The sequence below is a fragment of the Actinomycetospora straminea genome (assembly GCF_028737255.1).
Taxonomy (GTDB): domain Bacteria; phylum Actinomycetota; class Actinomycetes; order Mycobacteriales; family Pseudonocardiaceae; genus Actinomycetospora; species Actinomycetospora straminea.
This window is the reverse complement of the sequence record NZ_JAQZAN010000021.1, coordinates 20,273-38,111: the sequence shown is the minus strand read 5'-3', so window position 1 is coordinate 38,111 and position 17,839 is coordinate 20,273. Positions and strand designations below refer to the sequence as shown.

The 17,839-nt window shown below is 74.2% G+C and carries 14 protein-coding genes; 13 read left to right on the top strand and 1 reads right to left on the bottom strand.

The window, feature by feature from the left end:
• Window positions 1–33 precede the first annotated feature (33 nt).
• The 6 genes from PH190_RS24170 (at window position 34) to PH190_RS24145 (ending at window position 6,848) form a co-directional block, all read left to right on the top strand.
• On the top strand, window positions 34–1,473 hold the full coding sequence (locus PH190_RS24170; protein WP_274234087.1) for a phosphomannomutase/phosphoglucomutase: 1,440 nt from the start codon (window positions 34–36) through the stop codon (window positions 1,471–1,473).
• A gap of 23 nt (window positions 1,474–1,496) precedes the next feature.
• Window positions 1,497–1,706, top strand: a complete 210-nt coding sequence (locus tag PH190_RS24165; protein ID WP_274234086.1) for a Trm112 family protein — start codon at window positions 1,497–1,499, stop codon at window positions 1,704–1,706.
• Window positions 1,707–1,709: 3 nt separating this feature from the next.
• Window positions 1,710–2,837, top strand: coding sequence for an SIS domain-containing protein (locus tag PH190_RS24160; protein ID WP_337993852.1), 1,128 nt, complete (start codon window positions 1,710–1,712; stop codon window positions 2,835–2,837).
• A gap of 20 nt (window positions 2,838–2,857) precedes the next feature.
• Window positions 2,858–4,108 carry a mannose-6-phosphate isomerase, class I gene (manA, locus tag PH190_RS24155; protein WP_274234085.1) on the top strand — a complete coding sequence of 417 codons (1,251 nt, stop codon included), beginning with the start codon at window positions 2,858–2,860 and terminating at the stop codon, window positions 4,106–4,108.
• A 76-nt stretch (window positions 4,109–4,184) separates the two neighbouring features.
• On the top strand, window positions 4,185–5,141 hold the full coding sequence (locus PH190_RS24150) for a cation diffusion facilitator family transporter (protein ID WP_274234084.1): 957 nt from the start codon (window positions 4,185–4,187) through the stop codon (window positions 5,139–5,141).
• A gap of 150 nt (window positions 5,142–5,291) precedes the next feature.
• On the top strand, window positions 5,292–6,848 hold the full coding sequence (locus PH190_RS24145) for an amino acid permease (RefSeq protein ID WP_274234083.1): 1,557 nt from the start codon (window positions 5,292–5,294) through the stop codon (window positions 6,846–6,848).
• Window positions 6,849–6,909: 61 nt separating this feature from the next.
• Here PH190_RS24145 and PH190_RS24140 read toward each other — a convergent pair whose 3' ends face one another.
• Entirely contained in the window at window positions 6,910–8,520 is a 1,611-nt protein-coding gene (locus PH190_RS24140) for a long-chain fatty acid--CoA ligase (RefSeq protein WP_274234082.1), read from the bottom strand.
• 577 nt (window positions 8,521–9,097) lie between these two features.
• Here PH190_RS24140 and ahcY point away from each other — a divergent pair.
• The 7 genes from ahcY (at window position 9,098) to hpf (ending at window position 17,705) form a co-directional block, all read left to right on the top strand.
• Window positions 9,098–10,582, top strand: coding sequence for an adenosylhomocysteinase (gene ahcY / locus PH190_RS24135; RefSeq protein ID WP_274234081.1), 1,485 nt, complete (start codon window positions 9,098–9,100; stop codon window positions 10,580–10,582).
• 230 nt (window positions 10,583–10,812) lie between these two features.
• A complete protein-coding gene (locus PH190_RS24130) occupies window positions 10,813–11,529 on the top strand; it encodes a dTMP kinase (RefSeq protein ID WP_274234080.1) in 717 nt (238 codons plus the stop codon).
• The gene (gene mtrA, locus PH190_RS24125; RefSeq protein ID WP_274198333.1) at window positions 11,526–12,203 is read left to right on the top strand and encodes an MtrAB system response regulator MtrA; all 678 of its coding nucleotides are present in this window, start codon (window positions 11,526–11,528) and stop codon (window positions 12,201–12,203) included. Before PH190_RS24130 ends, mtrA begins: the two co-directional genes overlap by 4 nt.
• Window positions 12,204–12,222: 19 nt before the next feature.
• A complete protein-coding gene (gene mtrB / locus PH190_RS24120) occupies window positions 12,223–14,034 on the top strand; it encodes an MtrAB system histidine kinase MtrB (protein ID WP_274234142.1) in 1,812 nt (603 codons plus the stop codon).
• Window positions 14,031–15,860: an LpqB family beta-propeller domain-containing protein gene (locus PH190_RS24115; RefSeq protein ID WP_274234079.1), complete on the top strand. Its 1,830-nt coding sequence runs from the start codon at window positions 14,031–14,033 to the stop codon at window positions 15,858–15,860. Before mtrB ends, PH190_RS24115 begins: the two co-directional genes overlap by 4 nt.
• 168 nt (window positions 15,861–16,028) lie before the next feature.
• Window positions 16,029–16,781, top strand: coding sequence for a ComF family protein (locus PH190_RS24110; protein WP_274234078.1), 753 nt, complete (start codon window positions 16,029–16,031; stop codon window positions 16,779–16,781).
• 216 nt (window positions 16,782–16,997) lie between these two features.
• On the top strand, window positions 16,998–17,705 hold the full coding sequence (gene hpf / locus PH190_RS24105) for a ribosome hibernation-promoting factor, HPF/YfiA family (RefSeq protein WP_274234077.1): 708 nt from the start codon (window positions 16,998–17,000) through the stop codon (window positions 17,703–17,705).
• Window positions 17,706–17,839 lie beyond the last annotated feature (134 nt).

The following is a 17,839-nucleotide window of genomic DNA, read 5'->3' as shown; positions in this document are numbered from 1 at the left end:
GCGGCGGCCCGTCCGCGCCGATAGGCTGACGGGGTGGCCAGCGCGCAGTCCTCGGCACCCGACCGTGCCCAGGTGATCGACCAGGTCGTCAAGGCGTACGACATCCGCGGTCTCGTGGGCAGCCAGCTCGACGCCACGTTCGTCCGCGACGTCGGTGCCGCGTTCGCGCGGGTGCTCCTCGACGAGCAGGCGGACGGCTCCGGCACCGGTCTCGGCGGCGGCAAGGGCCTCGTCGTCGCCCACGACATGCGCGAGTCCTCGCCCGAGCTCGCCGGCGCCTTCGCCGAGGGCGTGACGGCGCTCGGCGTCGACGTCGTGCACATCGGCCTGGCCAGCACCGACATGCTCTACTACGCCTCGGGCGCCCTCGCGATGCCCGGCGCGATGTTCACCGCGAGCCACAACCCGGCGACCTACAACGGCATCAAGCTCTGCCGCGCCGGCGCCTCGCCCGTGGGGCAGGACTCCGGGCTCGACGAGATCGCCGCGCTGCTCGACCGCGGGCCCGGCGAGGCGACCCCCGACGTGTCCGCCGCCGAGCGCGGCAGCGTCACCCACCGCGACATGCTCGCCGACTACGCGGCCTTCCTGCGCTCGCTGGTCGACCTCTCGGGCATCCGCTCGCTGTCGCTGGTCATCGACGCCGGCAACGGCATGGCCGGCCACACCGTGCCCGCGGTGCTCGACCCGCTCCCGATCGAGGTCTACCCGCTCTACTTCGAGCTCGACGGCAGCTTCCCGAACCACGAGGCCAACCCGCTCGACCCGGACAACCTGCGCGACCTGCAGCGCGAGGTCATCACCCTCGGGCGCGTCGACGCCGGGCTCGCCTTCGACGGCGACGCCGACCGGGTGTTCCTCGTCGACGAGAAGGGCGACGCGGTCAGCCCGAGCGCGATCACCGCCCTGGTCGCCACCCGCGAGCTGGGCAAGCACCCGGGCTCGACGGTGATCCACAACCTGATCACCTCGCGCGCCGTCCCGGAGATCATCACCGAGGCCGGCGGGACGCCGGAGCGCAGCCGCGTGGGCCACTCGTTCATCAAGGCCACCATGGCCGAGACGGGCGCGATCTTCGGCGGCGAGCACTCGGCGCACTACTACTTCCGCGACTTCTGGAACGCCGACTCCGGCATGCTCGCGGCCCTGCACGTCCTGGCCGCCCTCGGCGAGCAGGACGGGCCGCTCTCGGAGCTCATGGCGCAGTACTCGCGGTACGCCGCGTCGGGCGAGGTGAACTCCACGGTCGACGACCCGCGTGCCGTGATGGCCGAGGTCGAGCAGACGTTCGGCGCGCGCGAGGGCGTCACCACCGACGACCTCGACGGGCTGACCGTCAGCTTCGCCGACGGCTCCTGGTTCAACCTGCGCCCGTCCAACACGGAGCCGCTGCTGCGGCTCAACGTCGAGGCCGCCGACGACGACGCCGTGGCCGCGCTGCGCGACGAGGTCCTGGGCCTCGTCCGCGGCTGACCCGACCGAGGAGGAGACCCCGGATGCCGCTCGGTCTGGACGCCGACCTGCTGGAGATCCTGGCGTGCCCCGCGCCGGACCACGGGGCGCTGCGCCCCGGCACGCCCGAGGACGCCGACGCGGCGGCCCTCACCTGCACGGTCTGCGGTCGTCGCTACCCCGTCACCGACGGGATCCCGGTGCTCCTGTTGTCCGAGGCGACCGGGGGCCCCGAGCAGTCGGCGCAGGGGTGAGCCGTGGTGCTCGACGACGCCCTGCTCTCCGACGAGACGCGCCTGCTCGCCGCCGACCGTGACGGCGTGCTGCGCGCGGTGGCGACCGCGGGCGCCCAGGTCCGGGCGACCGCGGAGGCCGCCCGCGAGGCCGGCGTGGACCGCGAGCTCGCGGGCCTGCGCCCCCGCGCGCTGGTGCTGCTGACGCGGCCCGGCACCACCGAGTCCGCGTGCCGCCTGCTCGCGGCCCTGCTCACGCCCACCGCGCCGCTGCCGGTGATCGTCAGCGGGGTCGCGCCGCCGTGGCTGGGCCCGCTCGACGTCGTCGTCGCCACCCACCGCGGCCGCGAGGGCGACCCGGTGGAGGCCGACCTCGCCGAGTCGGTGCACCGCGCGGTGCGCCGGGGCGCGCACGTGGTGCTCGGCGGCCCGGTCGAGGGTCCGGTCGCCGCCGCCGGCGCGGGACGGGTGCTCGCGGTCGCGCCGCGGATGACGTTCGGTGTGCCGGGCGAGGACCTCGACGGGCTCGACACGGCGACGGTCCTCGCGACCGGGCTGGGCGTCGCCCGCGCCCTCGACCTGCTCGCCCTCGACCTCGACGCCCTCGCCGACCGCCTCGACGCCGAGGCCGAGCGCGACGGCCCGCGGGGCGAGGCGTTCGTCAACCCGGCGAAGAGCCTGGCCCTGCGCCTGGCCGAGCGCACCCCGCTGCTGTGGGGCGCGGACCCGATCGCGGGCCTGCTCGCGGGCTACGGCGCGACGGTGCTGGCCACCCACGCCGGCGTCGTCGCCCAGGCCACCACCGTCGCCGCGGCGAGCGCCCAGCCGGCGCTGCGCGCCCGGCTGCAGGAGAGCGCGGGGGAGGCGTCGATCTTCGCCGACCCCTTCGACGATCCGTCCCCGGCGGCCCCGCCGCCCCGGCTGGTGCTGCTGGCCGCGCGCGAGGACCTCGCGGTGCGTCGGCTCGTCGCCGACGTCGGGGCCCGTCACCCGGGCGCCGACGTCGTGGAGATCGACGACGTCGACCTGGCCGGGGAGGGGCCGGCGCCGGACGCGCTGCGCGCGGCCGTGCTCGCCACCCGTCTCGACTTCACCGCGGTCTACCTCGGCCTCGCCCTCGGGGCGCGGACGCCCGGGGTCCGGACCGCCTGAGCGCGAGGGGCACCAGAACAGTGGAGGTCCTCAGGGGCAGCGTGCGCACGTACGCGTGGGGCTCCCGGACGCACCTCGCCGAGCTGCTCGGGGAGGAGGTCCCGTCGCCGCACCCGCAGGCCGAGCTGTGGCTCGGCGCGCACCGCGACGAGCCCTCGCGGCTCGTGACCGGGCACGCGCCCGGGAACGACGGGGCAGACACCCGCTCGCTCGCCGACGTCCTGCGCGAGGACCCGGCGGGCACGCTCGGCCCGACGCGCCGTGAGCGCTGGTCGGACCGCCTGCCCTACCTGCTCAAGGTGCTGGCCGCCGAGGAGCCGCTGAGCCTGCAGGCGCACCCGTCGGCGGAGCAGGCGGCCGCCGGCTACGCCCGCGAGGAGGCGGCCGGCGTCCCGCGCACGGCCGCGGAGCGCAACTACCCGGACCCGCTGCCGAAGCCCGAGCTGCTCTGCGCGCTCACCGAGTTCCACGCCCTGGCCGGGTTCCGCGACCCGGCCGAGACGGTCGCCCTCCTGCGCGCCCTCGACGTGCGCGCCCTCGACCACCACACCGAGCTGCTCGCCGCCCAGCCCGACGCCGACGGCCTGCGCGCGCTGTTCACCACCTGGATCACGCTGCCGCAGCGCGCCGTCGACGACATCGTGCCCGCCCTGCTCGACGGCTGCGTCGCCCACGCGCGCGCCCGTGGCGCGTTCACCACCGAGGCCCGCACGCTGCTCGACCTCGGCGAGCGCTACCCGGGCGACGCCGGCGTGCTCGCGGCCCTGCTGCTCAACCGGCTCGCGCTCGCGCCGGGCCAGTGCCTCTACCAGCCCGCGGGCTCGCCGCACGCCTACCTCGCGGGCGCCGGGGTCGAGCTCATGGCGAACTCCGACAACGTCCTGCGCTGCGGGCTGACCCCGAAGCACGTCGACGTGCCCGAGCTGCTGCGGGTGCTCGACTTCGCCCCGGGCCCGCCGACGCTGCTGCCGGGCGAGGGGCGCGGACCGGTCACGCGGTTCACGCCGTCCGAGTACTTCAGCCTGGCCCGCTGCGCGTTCACCGGCGACGAGGCCGATCTGCCCGACGACGGCGTCGCCCTCGGTGTCGAGGGGCCACGGATCGTCGTGACCGTCGAGGGCCGCGTCCGGCTGCGCACGTCGCGCGGGCAGGACCGCGAGGTGCCGCGGGGGACGGCCGCCTGGTTGCCGGCGTGCGACGGCCCGGTCACGGTCGCGCCGGTCGACGGGCCGGCCCTGGCGTTCGTGGCCGCCGACGGTCTGGGCGGGTAGCCGGACGGGTCGCGGGGCACCCGGACGCGCTACCTTCACCAGGAACTCACTCCCGGTCCATCCCTGGAGGCCCCCCGTGTCCGCATCCGGAGGCGGCAAGGCGATCGTCGCCGCGCTGGCGGCGAACGCCGGCATCGCCGTGGCCAAGTTCGTCGGCTTCCTCGTCACCGGCTCGTCGTCGATGCTCGCCGAGAGCGTGCACTCGGTCGCCGACACGAGCAACCAGGGGCTGCTGCTGCTCGGGCGCCGGCGCGCGAAGCGCGAGGCGACCGAGCAGCACCCCTTCGGCTACGGGCGCGACCGCTTCTTCTACTCCTTCGTCGTCGCCCTGATGCTGTTCACGCTGGGTTCGGTGTTCGCCCTCTACGAGGGCATCCACAAGCTCTCCGCGCACGAGGAGCTGACCTCGCCGCTGGTCGCGGTGATCATCCTGCTGGTGGCCATCGGGCTGGAGACGTTCAGCTTCCGGACCGCGGTCAAGGAGTCGCGGGAGCTCAAGGGCGACGCCTCGTGGTGGGGGTTCATCAGGACGTCGGTCAACCCCGAGTTGCCGGTCGTGCTGCTCGAGGACCTCGGCGCGTTGGTCGGGCTGATCCTCGCCCTCGGCGGGGTCGGGCTCAGCGTCCTCACCGGTGACCCGGTGTGGGACGCGATCGGCACGATCTGCATCGGTGTCCTGCTCGGGATCATCGCGGTCATCCTCATCGTCGAGACCAAGAGCCTCCTCATGGGCGAGGGAGCCAGCGCCCCGCAGCGGCGCACCATCACCGACGCCCTGGTCGGCGGGCCCGTGGAACGGGTCATCCACCTGCGCACCCAGTACCTCGGCCCCGAGGAGCTGCTGGTCGCCGCCAAGATCGCGGTGTCTGCGCGGCTGCCGGCGGAGGCGATCGCCGAGGCCATCGACCACGCCGAGGCCCGGCTGCGCGCCGAGGTGCCCGAGGCGCGGCTGGTCTACCTCGAGCCCGACCTCGACCGGTCCGACGCCGGTCCGGTCGGCGAGGCGTTGGACCCCACGCCCCCGACGCGCTGACGCGGGGTCGAACGGACCAGAGAGTTCTGCCGGTCGGGTGCAGCGCGGTGAACTCCGTGTCAGCGATCCTGTCGTGTCCGTGCTCGACGGGCCCGGCGCGGGCGTAGGGTCCCGCCGCACCCGTTCGCTGGATCCCCGGGAGGAACGCGCATGACGTCGACCCAGCCGCAGGGCGGGCTCTTCCGGACCAAATCGGTCGAACAGTCCATCGCGGACACCGACGAGCCCGGGAGCAAGCTCCGCCGCGAGCTCGGTGCCCTCGACCTGACCATCTTCGGCGTCGCGGTCCTCATCGGCGCCGGCATCTTCACCATCACCGCGCGCGTCGCCGGTGACATCACCGGCCCGGCCATCGCGATCTCGTTCGTCATCGCCGCGATCGCCTGCGGGTTCGCCGGCCTGTGCTACGCCGAGTTCGCCTCGACGGTGCCGGTGGCCGGCAGCGCCTACACGTTCTCCTACGCCACGTTCGGCGAGTTCATCGCCTGGATCATCGGCTGGGACCTCATCCTCGAGTACGCGCTCGGCGCGGCCGTGGTCTCGAAGAGCTGGGCGCAGTACCTGGGAGAGCTGTTCGGTGGCAGCAGTACCGCCGCCTCCCTCGAGCTGGGGCCGGTGACGTTCGACTGGGGGGCCGTGCTGGTCATCGGCGCCCTGACGGTCGTCCTCGTGCTCGGCATCAAGCTCTCGAGCCGGGTCAGCGCGATCATCACCTCGATCAAGGTGGCCGTCGTGCTGCTCGTCATCGTGGTCGGGCTGTTCTACGTGCGGGCGCAGAACTACACCCCGTTCATCCCGCCGCCGGGGGGCGAGCAGGAGAGCGGTGGCGGGGCCGACGCGTCGCTGCTGTCGCTGATCGCGGGCAGCGAGGGCTCGACCTTCGGCATCTACGGGCTGCTCGCCGGGGCGTCGCTGGTCTTCTTCGCCTTCATCGGCTTCGACGCCGTGTCGACCACCGCCGAGGAGACCAGGAACCCGCAGAAGGACCTGCCCCGCGGCATCCTCGGCTCGCTCGGCGTGGTCACCGTCCTCTACGTGGCGACCTCGCTGGTGCTGGTCGGCATGGTCAGCTACACCCAGCTCGCGACCCCGCCCGGCAGCGAGGAGAGCGCCACGCTGGCCACGGCGTTCTCGATCGTCGGGGCCGACTGGGCCTCGATCGTGATCTCCATCGGCGCCCTCGCCGGCCTGACCACCGTCGTCCTGGTGCTGATGCTCGGACAGAGCCGGGTGTTCTACGCGATGAGCCGGGACGGGCTGCTCCCGCGCCGGCTCGCCCAGACGGGCTCCCGGGGCACCCCGGTGACGATCACGATCGTCATCGGCACGCTCTGCGCCGTGCTGGCCGGCTTCTTCCCGATCGACGAGCTCGAGTCGATGGTCAACATCGGCACGCTGTTCGCCTTCGTCCTGGTCGCGGTGGGGACGGTCTACCTGCGGCGTCGCCGGCCCGACCTCCACCGGAGCTTCACCGTCAAGGCCCTGCCGCTCGTGGCCACCCTCGCGGTCATCAGCTGCCTCTGGTTGATGATCAACCTGACCGTCGAGACCTGGATCCGGTTCATCGTCTGGATGGTCCTCGGCGTGGTCATCTACTTCGCCTACTCGCGCCGGAACTCCGTGCTCGGCAAGCGCGAGCGCGGCGAGGAGGCCTCGGTGGCCAACCCAGGTGGCGGCCCGTCGGCCCCGCCGACCCAGCCGCAGTAGTCCCGTACGGACGACGGCGCCCCCGGAGCCCAGGGCTCCGGGGGCGCCGTCGCGTCCGGGGTCAGGCCTGGTGGCCCGCGAACTTCTCGCGCAGGGTCTTCTTCGAGAACTTGCCCGTGGAGGTCTTGGGCACCTCGTCGATGAACACGACGTCGTCGGGCACCTGCCACTTCGCCACACGGGTGGCGATGTGCTCGAGCACCGCCTCGCGGGTGAGCTCGACGCCCTGCTTCGGCACGACGCAGGCCAGCGGGCGCTCCGACCACTTCTCGTCGGGGATCGCGATGACCGCGGCCTCGGCGACGCCCTCCATCGACATGATCTCGTTCTCGAGGTCGACCGAGGAGATCCACTCACCGCCGGACTTGACGAGGTCCTTGGTGCGGTCGACGAGCTTGACGTAGCCGTACCGGTCGATCACCGCGACGTCGCCGGTCTTGAGCCAGCCGTCCTCGGTGAACTGCTTGCCGCCGTCCTCGTTGCGGTAGTACGACGCCGCGATCCACGGCCCGGCGGCCTGCAGCTCGCCCGAGGTCTCGCCGTCCCACGGGAGCACCTCGCCGGAGTCCGGGTCGCAGATGCGCAGGTCGACCAGCGGCGACGGGGTGCCCGCGGTGGCCCGCACGTCGGCGAGCTCGTCGTCGGACAGGCCGTCGTGGACGCTCTTGAGGACGCCCGTGGTGGCGATGGGGCTGGTCTCGGTCATGCCCCAGGCCTGGGTGATCGGCAGGCCGATCTTCTGGCGCCACGCCTCGGACAGCGCCTTCGGCACCGCCGACCCGCCGCAGAGCAGCAGGCGCAGGTCGGGAAGATCGCCCTCGGCGAGCTCGGGCAGCACACCCATCCAGATCGTCGGGACGCCGGCCGTGACCGTGATCTTGTGGTCGCGGAGGATGCCCGCGATCGCCTTCGGGGTCATGTTCGGGCCGGGCATGACGATCGACGATCCGGCGAACACCGCCGCGTACGGCGTGCCCCAGGCGTTGGCGTGGAACATCGGCACGATCGGCAGCAGGGTGTCCCGCTCGACGAGCCCGGCGACGTCGGCCATGAGCACGGCGATCGAGTGCAGCACCGAGCTGCGGTGCGAGTAGACGACTCCCTTGGGGTTGCCCGTGGTGCCCGACGTGTAGCACATCGCGGCGGCCTGGTTCTCGTCCGCGACCTCGAATCGGCCCGCGAACGGCTCGACCGAGGAGAGCAGCTCCTCGTAGCCCACGATGCGCTCGTCGTCGGGGATCGCGGTGTCCGCGCCGTCGTCGATGACGATCACCTTGCGGACCGTCGTCATCTCGTCGACGTGCGGCCAGAACTGGCCGAACAGCGACCGGTCGACGAAGACGACCTCGTCCTCGGCGTGGTTCGCGATGTAGATCAGCTGCTCGGTGAAGAGGCGGATGTTCAGCGTGTGGAGCACCCGCCCGCTGCACGGCACCGCGAAGTACAGCTCGAGGTGCGCCGGGCTGTTCCAGCAGAACGTGCCCACGCGACCCTCGGGGGAGACGCCGAGCGTGTCGAGCGCGGCCGCGGCCTGCCGGACGCGCCGGGCCCACGACGCGTAGTCGGTGCGGTGCACCGTGCCGCCGGCGCCCACGCCGACGATCGGCTTGTGCGCGAAGAGCTGCTCGGCGCGGTGGAACACGTGCGGCAGGGCGAGTGGGTAGTCCTGCATCTGTCCGAGCACGTCCGTGGCCTCCTGAGACCTCGACCTGGTGTGTCCAGGCGTCCTGTGGTTCCGGTCACGCATCCTACGGACCCGGTGCCCGGGATGACCGGCTCGCGAGCGATCGGTCACGGACGGTCGACGGGCCGTGACGGCCGGCGGGCGGACGTTGTGACCCGGCTGACGGTGCCGCCGCGCCCCCGGCGGTCACCTGCGCGGACGCGGCGCACCGCCCGGCCGGGTGCCCCCGGGACGGCCGCGTCGCGGTTGACCGGGTATGGGGCCTGTGCTGGACTCGTGTACACGGCATCGATCGCACACCTCGTGCGAACGGAAGCTGTCGAGTGGCGCTGCAACGGCCGGTCGCGACGATCGTCCGCCACGCTCGGCAGTGGTCCGCACCATCGCAAGGGCGCCTGTGGATGGTGGTGAACCGTGCTCCGAGCCCTGTGACGTCCCGGCGTGTCTCCCTCCGCTGGTCGACACCGACACAGCAGGTCGCGACGCGCCGCGCAACGCCACGGGGTGAGGCCCCACGGTCCACCGCCGTCCGACGACCCGAGACCCCTCGAGAGAAGCAGGAGTCATGACGAACGCAGTGGGCACCGCCAACGAGAAGTACACCGAGCGGAACGGCATCGATTTCGCGGTCGCCGACCTCGGTCAGGCCGACTTCGGGCGCCGGGAGATCCGGCTGGCCGAGCACGAGATGCCCGGTCTGATGGCGCTGCGCCGGGAGTACGCGGAGGCCAAGCCGCTGCACGGCGCGCGCATCTCCGGCTCCCTGCACATGACGGTGCAGACCGCCGTGCTCATCGAGACGCTGGTCGAGCTCGGCGCCGAGGTCCGCTGGGCCTCCTGCAACATCTTCTCCACCCAGGACCACGCGGCCGCCGCGGTCGTCGTCGGTCCGCACGGCACCCCCGAGCAGCCCCAGGGCATCGCCTGCTTCGCCTGGAAGGGCGAGACGCTCGAGGAGTACTGGTGGTGCGCCGAGCAGATGATGTCGTGGAAGGACTCGGACACCCGCGGTCCGAACATGATCCTCGACGACGGCGGCGACGCCACGATGCTCGTGCACAAGGGCGTCGAGTTCGAGAAGGCGGGCGTCGTCCCGTCGGTCACCGACGACGACCCGGCCGAGTACCAGGTCGTGCTGGCCACGCTGCGACGCTCGCTGGAGCAGGACCCGCAGTACTGGACCAAGGTCGCGTCCGGCATCCGCGGCGTCACCGAGGAGACCACGACCGGCGTCCACCGGCTCTACGAGTTCTTCAACGAGGACAAGCTCCTCTTCCCGGCGATCAACGTCAACGACTCGGTCACCAAGTCGAAGTTCGACAACAAGTACGGCTGCCGTCACTCGCTCATCGACGGCATCAACCGCGCCGTCGACGTGCTGATCTCCGGCAAGAAGGCCGTCATCTGCGGCTTCGGTGACGTCGGCAAGGGCTCGGCCGAGTCGCTGCGCGGCCAGGGCGCCCGCGTGACCGTCACCGAGGCGGACCCGATCTGCGCGCTCCAGGCGCTCATGGAGGGCTACGACGTCGACACCCTCGACAACGTGATCGAGGAGGCCGACATCGTCATCACGACGACCGGCAACAAGGACATCGTCACCCTCGACCACATGAAGCGGATGAAGCACCAGGCGATCCTGGGCAACATCGGCCACTTCGACAACGAGATCCAGATGGAGAAGCTCGAGAAGTCGGGCACCACGCGGATCAACATCAAGCCGCAGGTCGACGAGTGGAAGTTCGACGACGGCCACTCGATCATCATCCTGTCCGAGGGCCGGCTGCTGAACCTCGGCAACGCCACCGGGCACCCGAGCTTCGTCATGTCGAACTCGTTCTCGAACCAGACGATCGCCCAGATCGAGCTGTTCACGAAGAACGACGAGTACCCGCTCGGGGTCTACCGGCTGCCGAAGCACCTCGACGAGAAGGTCGCCAAGGTGCACGTCGAGGCCCTGGGCGGCGAGCTCACCAAGCTCACCAAGGACCAGGCCGAGTACATCGGCGTCGACGTCGAGGGTCCGTACAAGCCGGACCACTACCGCTACTGAGGTAGCGCGCGCCTGAACCGACCGAAGGGCCCCGTCGCTCGAGCAGATCGAGCGACGGGGCCCTTCGCTCGTTCCGGGACCCGCGGCCGGCGAGCCCGCCGGAGATCAGCAGGACGGCAGGCACCTCGCCGGCTCGCCCGCGGTGCCCGACGTCCTCCTGATCTCCGGGGCCGTCCGCCCGACGGGGCCCTTCGCTCAGGACCCACGGGCCCGCCGCATAGGGTTCCGACGTGGGCGTGATGGTGGCCGTCGAGGGTCTCGACGGGGCGGGCAAGGCGACGCTGGTCGCGGCCCTCGCCGACGCCGCCGGCCGGCGGGGCGCGAGCGTCGCCACGCTCGCGTTCCCCCGCTACGACGCCGACGTCCACGCCGGGCTGGCCGGCGAGGCGCTGCACGGCGAGCACGGTGACCTGCGCGGCTCGGTGCACGCGATGGCCGTGCTGTTCGCCCTCGACCGGGCGGACGCGGCCGCGGAGCTCCGCGCCGCCCGGGACGCGCACGACCTCGTCCTCGTCGACCGCTACGTCGCCTCGAACGCCGCCTACGGCGCCGCGCGCCGCGAGGAGGACGTCGACGGGGCGTTCGTGGCGTGGGTGCACGCGCTGGAGATCGACCGGCTCGGGGTGCCCGCCCCGGACGCGCAGGTGCTCGTCCGCGTCCCCGGCGAGGTCGCCGCGCGCCGGGTCCGCGAGCGCGCCGCGGCCGACCCGACCCGCACCCCGGACGGCTACGAGTCCGACGCGGCGCTGCAGGCGCGCTGCGCGGCGGTGTACGACCAGCTCGTCGAGCGCGCCTGGCTGGCCCCCTGGTCGGTGGTCGGGGCCGAGGACGGGCACGCGGCGGTCACCCGAACGGCGGAGTCCGTGGTCGCAGAACGGCTCGTCGGGCGATCGTCGGGCGACATCGGCTCCGGATCGTCGGTGAGAAGTGACACCATTGAGACATGAGCTCTCGGATCCTCGTGGTGGACGACGACGCCTCGCTGGCGGAGATGCTGACGATCGTCCTCGAGGGCGAGGGCTTCGAGACGACGGTGGTCGGCGACGGCACGGCCGCGCTGCCGGCGCTGCGCGAGAGCTCGCCCGACCTGGTGCTGCTCGACCTCATGCTCCCGGGGATGAACGGCATCGACGTGTGCCGGGCGATCCGGGCGGAGTCCGGGGTGCCGGTGGTCATGCTGACGGCGAAGACCGACACGGTGGACGTCGTGCTCGGGCTGGAGTCCGGGGCGGACGACTACGTGGTCAAGCCCTTCAAGCCGAAGGAGCTCGTCGCGCGCATCCGGGCGCGCCTGCGGCAGTTCCCGGCCGAGCCGGCCGAGCAGATGCAGATCGGCGACGTCACCATCGACGTCCCGGCCCACCAGGTGCGCCGCGACGGGCGCACCATCCCGCTGACGCCCCTGGAGTTCGACCTGCTGGTGGCGCTCGCGCGCAAGCCGCGCCAGGTGTTCACCCGCGAGGTCCTGCTCGAGCAGGTCTGGGGCTACCGGCACGCCGCCGACACGCGGCTGGTCAACGTGCACGTGCAGCGGCTGCGCTCGAAGGTCGAGGTCGACCCGGAGCACCCCGAGGTCGTGCTGACGGTCCGCGGCGTGGGGTACAAGGCCGGCCCGCCCTGATCGGAGCCCCACCGTGCTGATGGGCGTCCGCCGCCGGCTCGACCGCTTCGCCGCGGAGCGCGTCGGCCAGGTCCGCGTGCTGTGGCGGCGCTCGATGCAGCTGCGGGTGGTGCTCTCGACGCTCGCCATGTCGGTGGTCGTCGTGGCGGTGCTGGGGCTGGTGCTGCAGACCCAGATCGCCGACCGGCTGGTGCAGGGCAAGGAGCAGGCCGCCCTCATCCAGGCCGACATCTCGCGCCAGGCCCTCGAGCGCGACCTCGCCCGCATCGACCCCGACCGCGACGGCGCCCAGGCGGTGCTCGACGACGTCCTCGACCGGCTGTCCACCAGCGGCCAGGACGCCGAGCAGGGCGGGCTGGCCCGCGGCACCGACCCCGTCAGCGACGCCGGCGCGTTCGACGCGGTGCTCATCGCGGGCTCGGACACCGTGGGCGCGGTGCCCGGCACGCTGCCGACGGTGCCCGGCGGGAGGGGCGAGGTCAGCGCCGGGCCGGCGCAGATCATCCCGCCGCAGCTGCGCGCGCCGGTCCTGCAGGGCTTCCTCGCGACGAAGTACCTCACGGTCGCCTCGTCGGGCCAGGCCGCGCCGGTGCCGACGCTGGTGGTCGGCCAGCCCGTGCGCACCGCCGGGCGCAACCTGCAGCTCTACCTGCTCTTCCCGCTCTCGGCCGAGCAGCGCACGCTCGCGCTCGTCCAGAGCACGCTGGCGCTCGCCGCGGGCGTCCTGCTCGTGCTGCTCGCGGGCATCTCGTCGGTGGTGACGCGGCAGGTCGTGCGCCCGGTCCGCCAGGCCGCCGACGTCGCCGAGCGCTTCGCCGACGGCCACCTCGACGAACGGATGCCGGTGCACGGCGACGACGAGGTCGCGCGGCTCGCGGAGTCGTACAACGAGATGGCGGCGAGCATCCAGTCGCAGATCCGCCAGCTCGAGGAGTTCGGGGCGCTGCAGCGCCGGTTCACCTCCGACGTCAGCCACGAGCTGCGCACGCCGCTGACCACCGTGCGGATGGCCGCCGAGGTGCTGCACGCCCAGGTCGACCCCGCCGAGATCACGGCCGCGCGGTCGGCGCAGCTGCTGGTCGACGAGCTCGACCGCTTCGAGACCCTGCTGTCCGACCTGCTGGAGATCAGCCGCCTCGACGCCGGCATGGCCGAGCTGGGCCTCGAGACCGTCGACGTCGGCGCGGTGGTGCGCCGCGCGGCGGAGACCGTCCGGCACCTCGTCGACGAGACCCACACGCCGCTGCTGCTCGACCTCCCCGACCAGGTCCTCGCCGAGATCGACCCGCGGCGCGTCGAGCGCATCCTGCGCAACCTGCTCGCCAACGCCATCGACCACGGCGAGAGCCGGCCCATCGAGGTCCGGCTGGCGGCCGACGAGGGCGCGCTCGCGGTGGTCGTGCGCGACCACGGCATCGGGCTCAAGCCCGGCGAGGCGGGCCTGGTGTTCAACCGGTTCTGGCGCGCCGACCCGTCGCGCCAGCGGCGCAGCGGCGGCACCGGTCTCGGGCTCGCGATCAGCCTCGAGGACGCGCGCCTGCACGGCGGCTGGCTGCAGGCGTGGGGCGAGGTCGACCGCGGCGCGGTGTTCCGCCTGACCCTGCCGCTGCGCCACGGCGAGCGCCTGCGCACCAGCCCCCTGCCCCTGCTGCCCGTGGCCGCCGCGCCCGCGGCCGCCGAGCCCGGCATCCACGACGCCGCGCCCACCGCCGGCACCGCCCTGCCCCCGCCCGACGACGACGAGGCGGGCGCGGACGGCGAGCTGGTCCCTCCCGACCTCCCCGAGCCCGCCCCGCCCGCGGACCCCGGCACCTCCTCGGTGGTCCGGTGAGCCGATCCCGCCCGCGGCGCCTGCTCGGCGTGCTCCTCCTCGCGCTGGCGCTCACCGCCGGGTGCGCCTCGGTGCCCGGGTCGTCCGAGGTCACCGTGCTGCGCCGGGTCGGCGACGCGGCGGAGCCGAGCGCCCCGCCCGGGCCCATGCGCGACGCCGGGCCGCTGGAGACGGTGCGCGGCTGGGTGCTGGCCTCCGGGGCCACCGCCGAGCGGCACCGGGCCGCGCGCGCCTTCCTCACGCCCGGCGCGGCGGGGACCTGGGACGACGGCGCCGCCCCGGTCGTCGTCAACGACCAGGTCGACACGGTGTTCACCGACCGCCCCGTCCCCGTCGGCGAGGCCGCGGTCCGCATCCGGGCCACCGCGCTCGGCGTCCTCACCCCCGAGGGCGTGTTCGTCGCCGGGGTGCGCCCGCTCGAGGTGGACGTCGGCCTCGTCGAGCAGAACGGCCAGTGGCGCATCGCCACGCTGCCGACGGGCACGATCGTGCGGCGCTCGGACCTGCGCGCGAACACCCGCCCGGTGCGCACGTGGTTCCTGGACCCGCAGCGCGCGGGCCCCGTGTCCGACCCCCGCTACCTCGCCACGACGCCGGCGCGCTCGGTGCCGACGCGCACGGTGCAGTACCTGCTCAGCGGGCCCTCGGAGTCGCTCGCGGGCGCGGCGGTGAGCTCGCTGCCGGTGGGCACGACGCTGCGCTCGGACGTCTCGACCACCGCGGAGGGCGCGGCGGTGGTCGACCTCGCCCGCACCGGCCCGCTCGACGACCCGCGGCGCCGCGAGATCGCCCAGCAGGTGTCGCTGACGCTCGCCGGGATCGGGGTGACGCGCACGCGGCTGCTCGTCGACGGCGAGCCGCTGCTGCCCGCGACGCCGGAGGTCGACGTCACCGAGACCCTCCGGGGCCTGCCCCTCCCGGTCGCGCGGCGCCCCGACCTGCCCGCGGACCCGGTCGTCGGCGGGCCCGGCGACACCGAGGTCCCCGTGCTCGTCGCCGACGCCGGGCGGCTGCGCCTGCTCTCCGGGGAGCCCGCGGGCGGGCCGGCCGGGCGCGGCACCTACCGCGCGGTGTCGGCGTCGGCGAGCTTCGAGGGCGACGTCGCGCTGGTCGCCGAGGACGGCCCGGGCGGCGACCCCGCGGCGACCCGCACGCGCCTGCTCACCGGCACGGGCGGGTCCGAGCTGACGGCCAGCGGCGTCGAGGGCCGCTCGCTGGCCCGTCCCACCTGGACCCCCGACGGCGCCGAGGTCTGGTCGGTGCTCGACGGCACCACCGTCGTGCGCGCCGTCAAGCAGGGACCGGGCGGGGCGGTGCGCCCGGTGGGCGTCGACGCGTCCGCGCTGGCCGGGGCGGGGGTCGCCCCGACGCCCGGGGCGCCCGGGCCGCTGTCGGCGCTGCGCATCTCGCCGGACGGGGCGCGCCTCGCGCTCGTGGCCGGCGGGCGGGTGCTCGTGGCGGCGATCGCGCGGGACACCACGGGCGGGGCCCGCCTCGGGTCGGTGACGGCCCTGCGGCCGGAGGCGCTCGACCAGGTCCTCGACATCGGCTGGACCCGCACCGACCAGCTCGTCGCCGTCGGCAACCGCGCCGACCGGCCCGTCACCCTGGTCTCGGTCGACGGCCTGGACCTCGAGTCCCTGTCGACGACGAACCTGACGCCGCCGGTCACGGCCGTCGCCGCCCGCCCGGGCCGCCCGCTCGTCGTGGCCGACCAGAGCGGCACCTGGACCCTGCCCCTCGACGGCGGCAGCGCCAGCGGCGGCGACGTCTGGCAGGCCGTGCCCGGCTTCGAGGCCTCGACGGTGCCGGCGTACCCGGGCTGACGACCCGCACCGCTGACGACCCCGACCGCTGAGGACCCCGACCGCTGACGACCCCGACCTGCCCGCTGTCCCCCTCGGCCGGGTGCGCGTCCCCATCGGCCGGACGCGTCCACGGCCGTCCGGCGCCGTGCTGGCGCCCCGCCGGCGCCCGGTCCGAGGCTGGCGGCCGTGCCCCGACGAGACGGTCGACGGCTGGGCGAGGCGTTCCTCGCCCTGGCCGACCTGCTGCTGCCCGCGCCGTGCGCCGGGTGCGGCCGGGAGGGCACCCGGTGGTGCGCGGCGTGCCGCGACCGCTGGCGCGCGCCCGCCCTGCTCGAGGTGCCGGGGCTGCCGCCGGTGCTCGCGCTGGCGCCGTACGCGGGCAGCCCGCGCGAGGTGCTGCTGTCCTACAAGGAGCGGGGCCGCCGCGAGCTGGCCCGTCCGCTCGCGGGCCTGGTCGCCGAGGCGCTGCGCGCCGGCGCGGTGCCGCCCGCGGCCCTCGTGCCCGCGCCGTCCCGACCGTCCGCCGCCCGGGCCCGCGGTGGCGACCACGTGCTGCGGCTGGCGCGGGCGGTGGTGCGCGGGTCCCGGGCCGGCGGGGGAGACGTGCCCTGCGTGTCCCGCGCGCTGTCGCTCGGTCGCGGCGCCGCGGACTCGGTCGGCCTCGACGCCGCGGCCCGCGCCGACAACCTCGCCCGCCACCTGCGGCTGCGGCCCCGCGGCCTCCCACCGCCGGGCTGCGCGGTCGCCCTGCTCGACGACGTGCTGACCACCGGGGCCACGGCGCGGGCGGCGACGCGGGTGCTCGCGGCAGCGGGACGCCCGGTCGACGTGGTCGTGGTGCTCACCGTGGCGGACCGTCGTGCCCGGCGATCGTCTGTCCGGGTGAGGTCGTCGCGCGGTGGGGGTGCTCACCCGCCCGGACTCCTCCACCCGGGGTGAACCCCCCGGTCGGGTGTCGTCCGAGCGGCCGGGAACGGGCGGATCGGACCTTCCGCAGGAACGGCGGTCGACACTACGGTGACGCCTCACATCCTGATCCGTGAACGACAGGAGGCGCGAACGTCGCAGTTGGACGCGGTCCGGGTCCCGGCGAGGCGTGCTGATCCCTCCCCGGTCGAGTGGGCCGCGCAGCCATCCCCAGACCGGGAGGTCGTCTTGGAGATCGTCGTCTGCGGACGCAACGTCGAGGTCCCGCAACACTTCCGCGAGCACACGGCAGACAAGCTGTCGCGACTCGAGCGCTACGACCACAAGATCGTGCGGATGGAGGTCCAGCTCTCCCACGAGCCGAACCCCCGCCGGTCCAAGAACTGTCAGCGCGTCGAGATCACCGGCCGCGGACGCGGCCCCGTGGTCCGCGGCGAAGGATGCTCAGCTGACTTCTACTGCGCCCTCGACCAGGCCGTGGCGCGCCTCGAGGCCCGCCTGCGCCGTGCGCACGACCGCCGTCGCGTGAGCCACGGCCGTCGCGTGCCGGTCTCCGTCGCGCGGGCCACCGGTGCCCTCAGCGCCCCGGAGAGCCCGATCGCCTCGTCCGCGGCGACCGCCACCGAGCTGCTCGAGCGCGAGGCGCCCGACGACTGGTCGGTCGACGTGCCGGCGGCGCGGGTCCCGGCCGACGACCGGCCCGACGACCGGCCCGAGGACCTCGGCGACGACATCCCGGAGGAGGAGTACGCGCCGGGCCAGGTGGTGCGGCACAAGGAGCACCACGCGATCCCGATGACGGTGGACGACGCCCTCTCGCAGATGGAGCTCGTCGGGCACGACTTCTTCCTGTTCGCCGACAAGGCGACCGGCCGGCCGAGCGTCGTGTACCGCCGCCACGGCTACGCGTACGGCGTCATCGCGCTCGTCGAGTAGTCCCTCGGCGGTCGTCGAGGACCGTCGGGACCGCACGCGGCCACAGGGCCCGTCCCCGGAGCACCTACGATGGGGACGGGCCCGTGGCCGTGCGCGTGTCGTGGGCCCTGCATCCGTGGCGCCGACGAGGACGA

Excerpts from the sequence above, each read along its gene's own strand:
- PH190_RS24165 (WP_274234086.1), top strand. The coding sequence starts at position 1,497 with ATGCCGCTCGGTCTGGACGCCGACCTGCTGGAGATCCTGGCGTGCCCC.
- PH190_RS24145 (WP_274234083.1), top strand. The coding sequence starts at position 5,292 with ATGACGTCGACCCAGCCGCAGGGCGGGCTCTTCCGGACCAAATCGGTC.
- PH190_RS24140 (WP_274234082.1), bottom strand. The coding sequence starts at position 8,520 with ATGCAGGACTACCCACTCGCCCTGCCGCACGTGTTCCACCGCGCCGAG.
- ahcY (WP_274234081.1), top strand. The coding sequence starts at position 9,098 with ATGACGAACGCAGTGGGCACCGCCAACGAGAAGTACACCGAGCGGAAC.
- mtrA (WP_274198333.1), top strand. The coding sequence starts at position 11,526 with ATGAGCTCTCGGATCCTCGTGGTGGACGACGACGCCTCGCTGGCGGAG.
- mtrB (WP_274234142.1), top strand. The coding sequence starts at position 12,223 with ATGGGCGTCCGCCGCCGGCTCGACCGCTTCGCCGCGGAGCGCGTCGGC.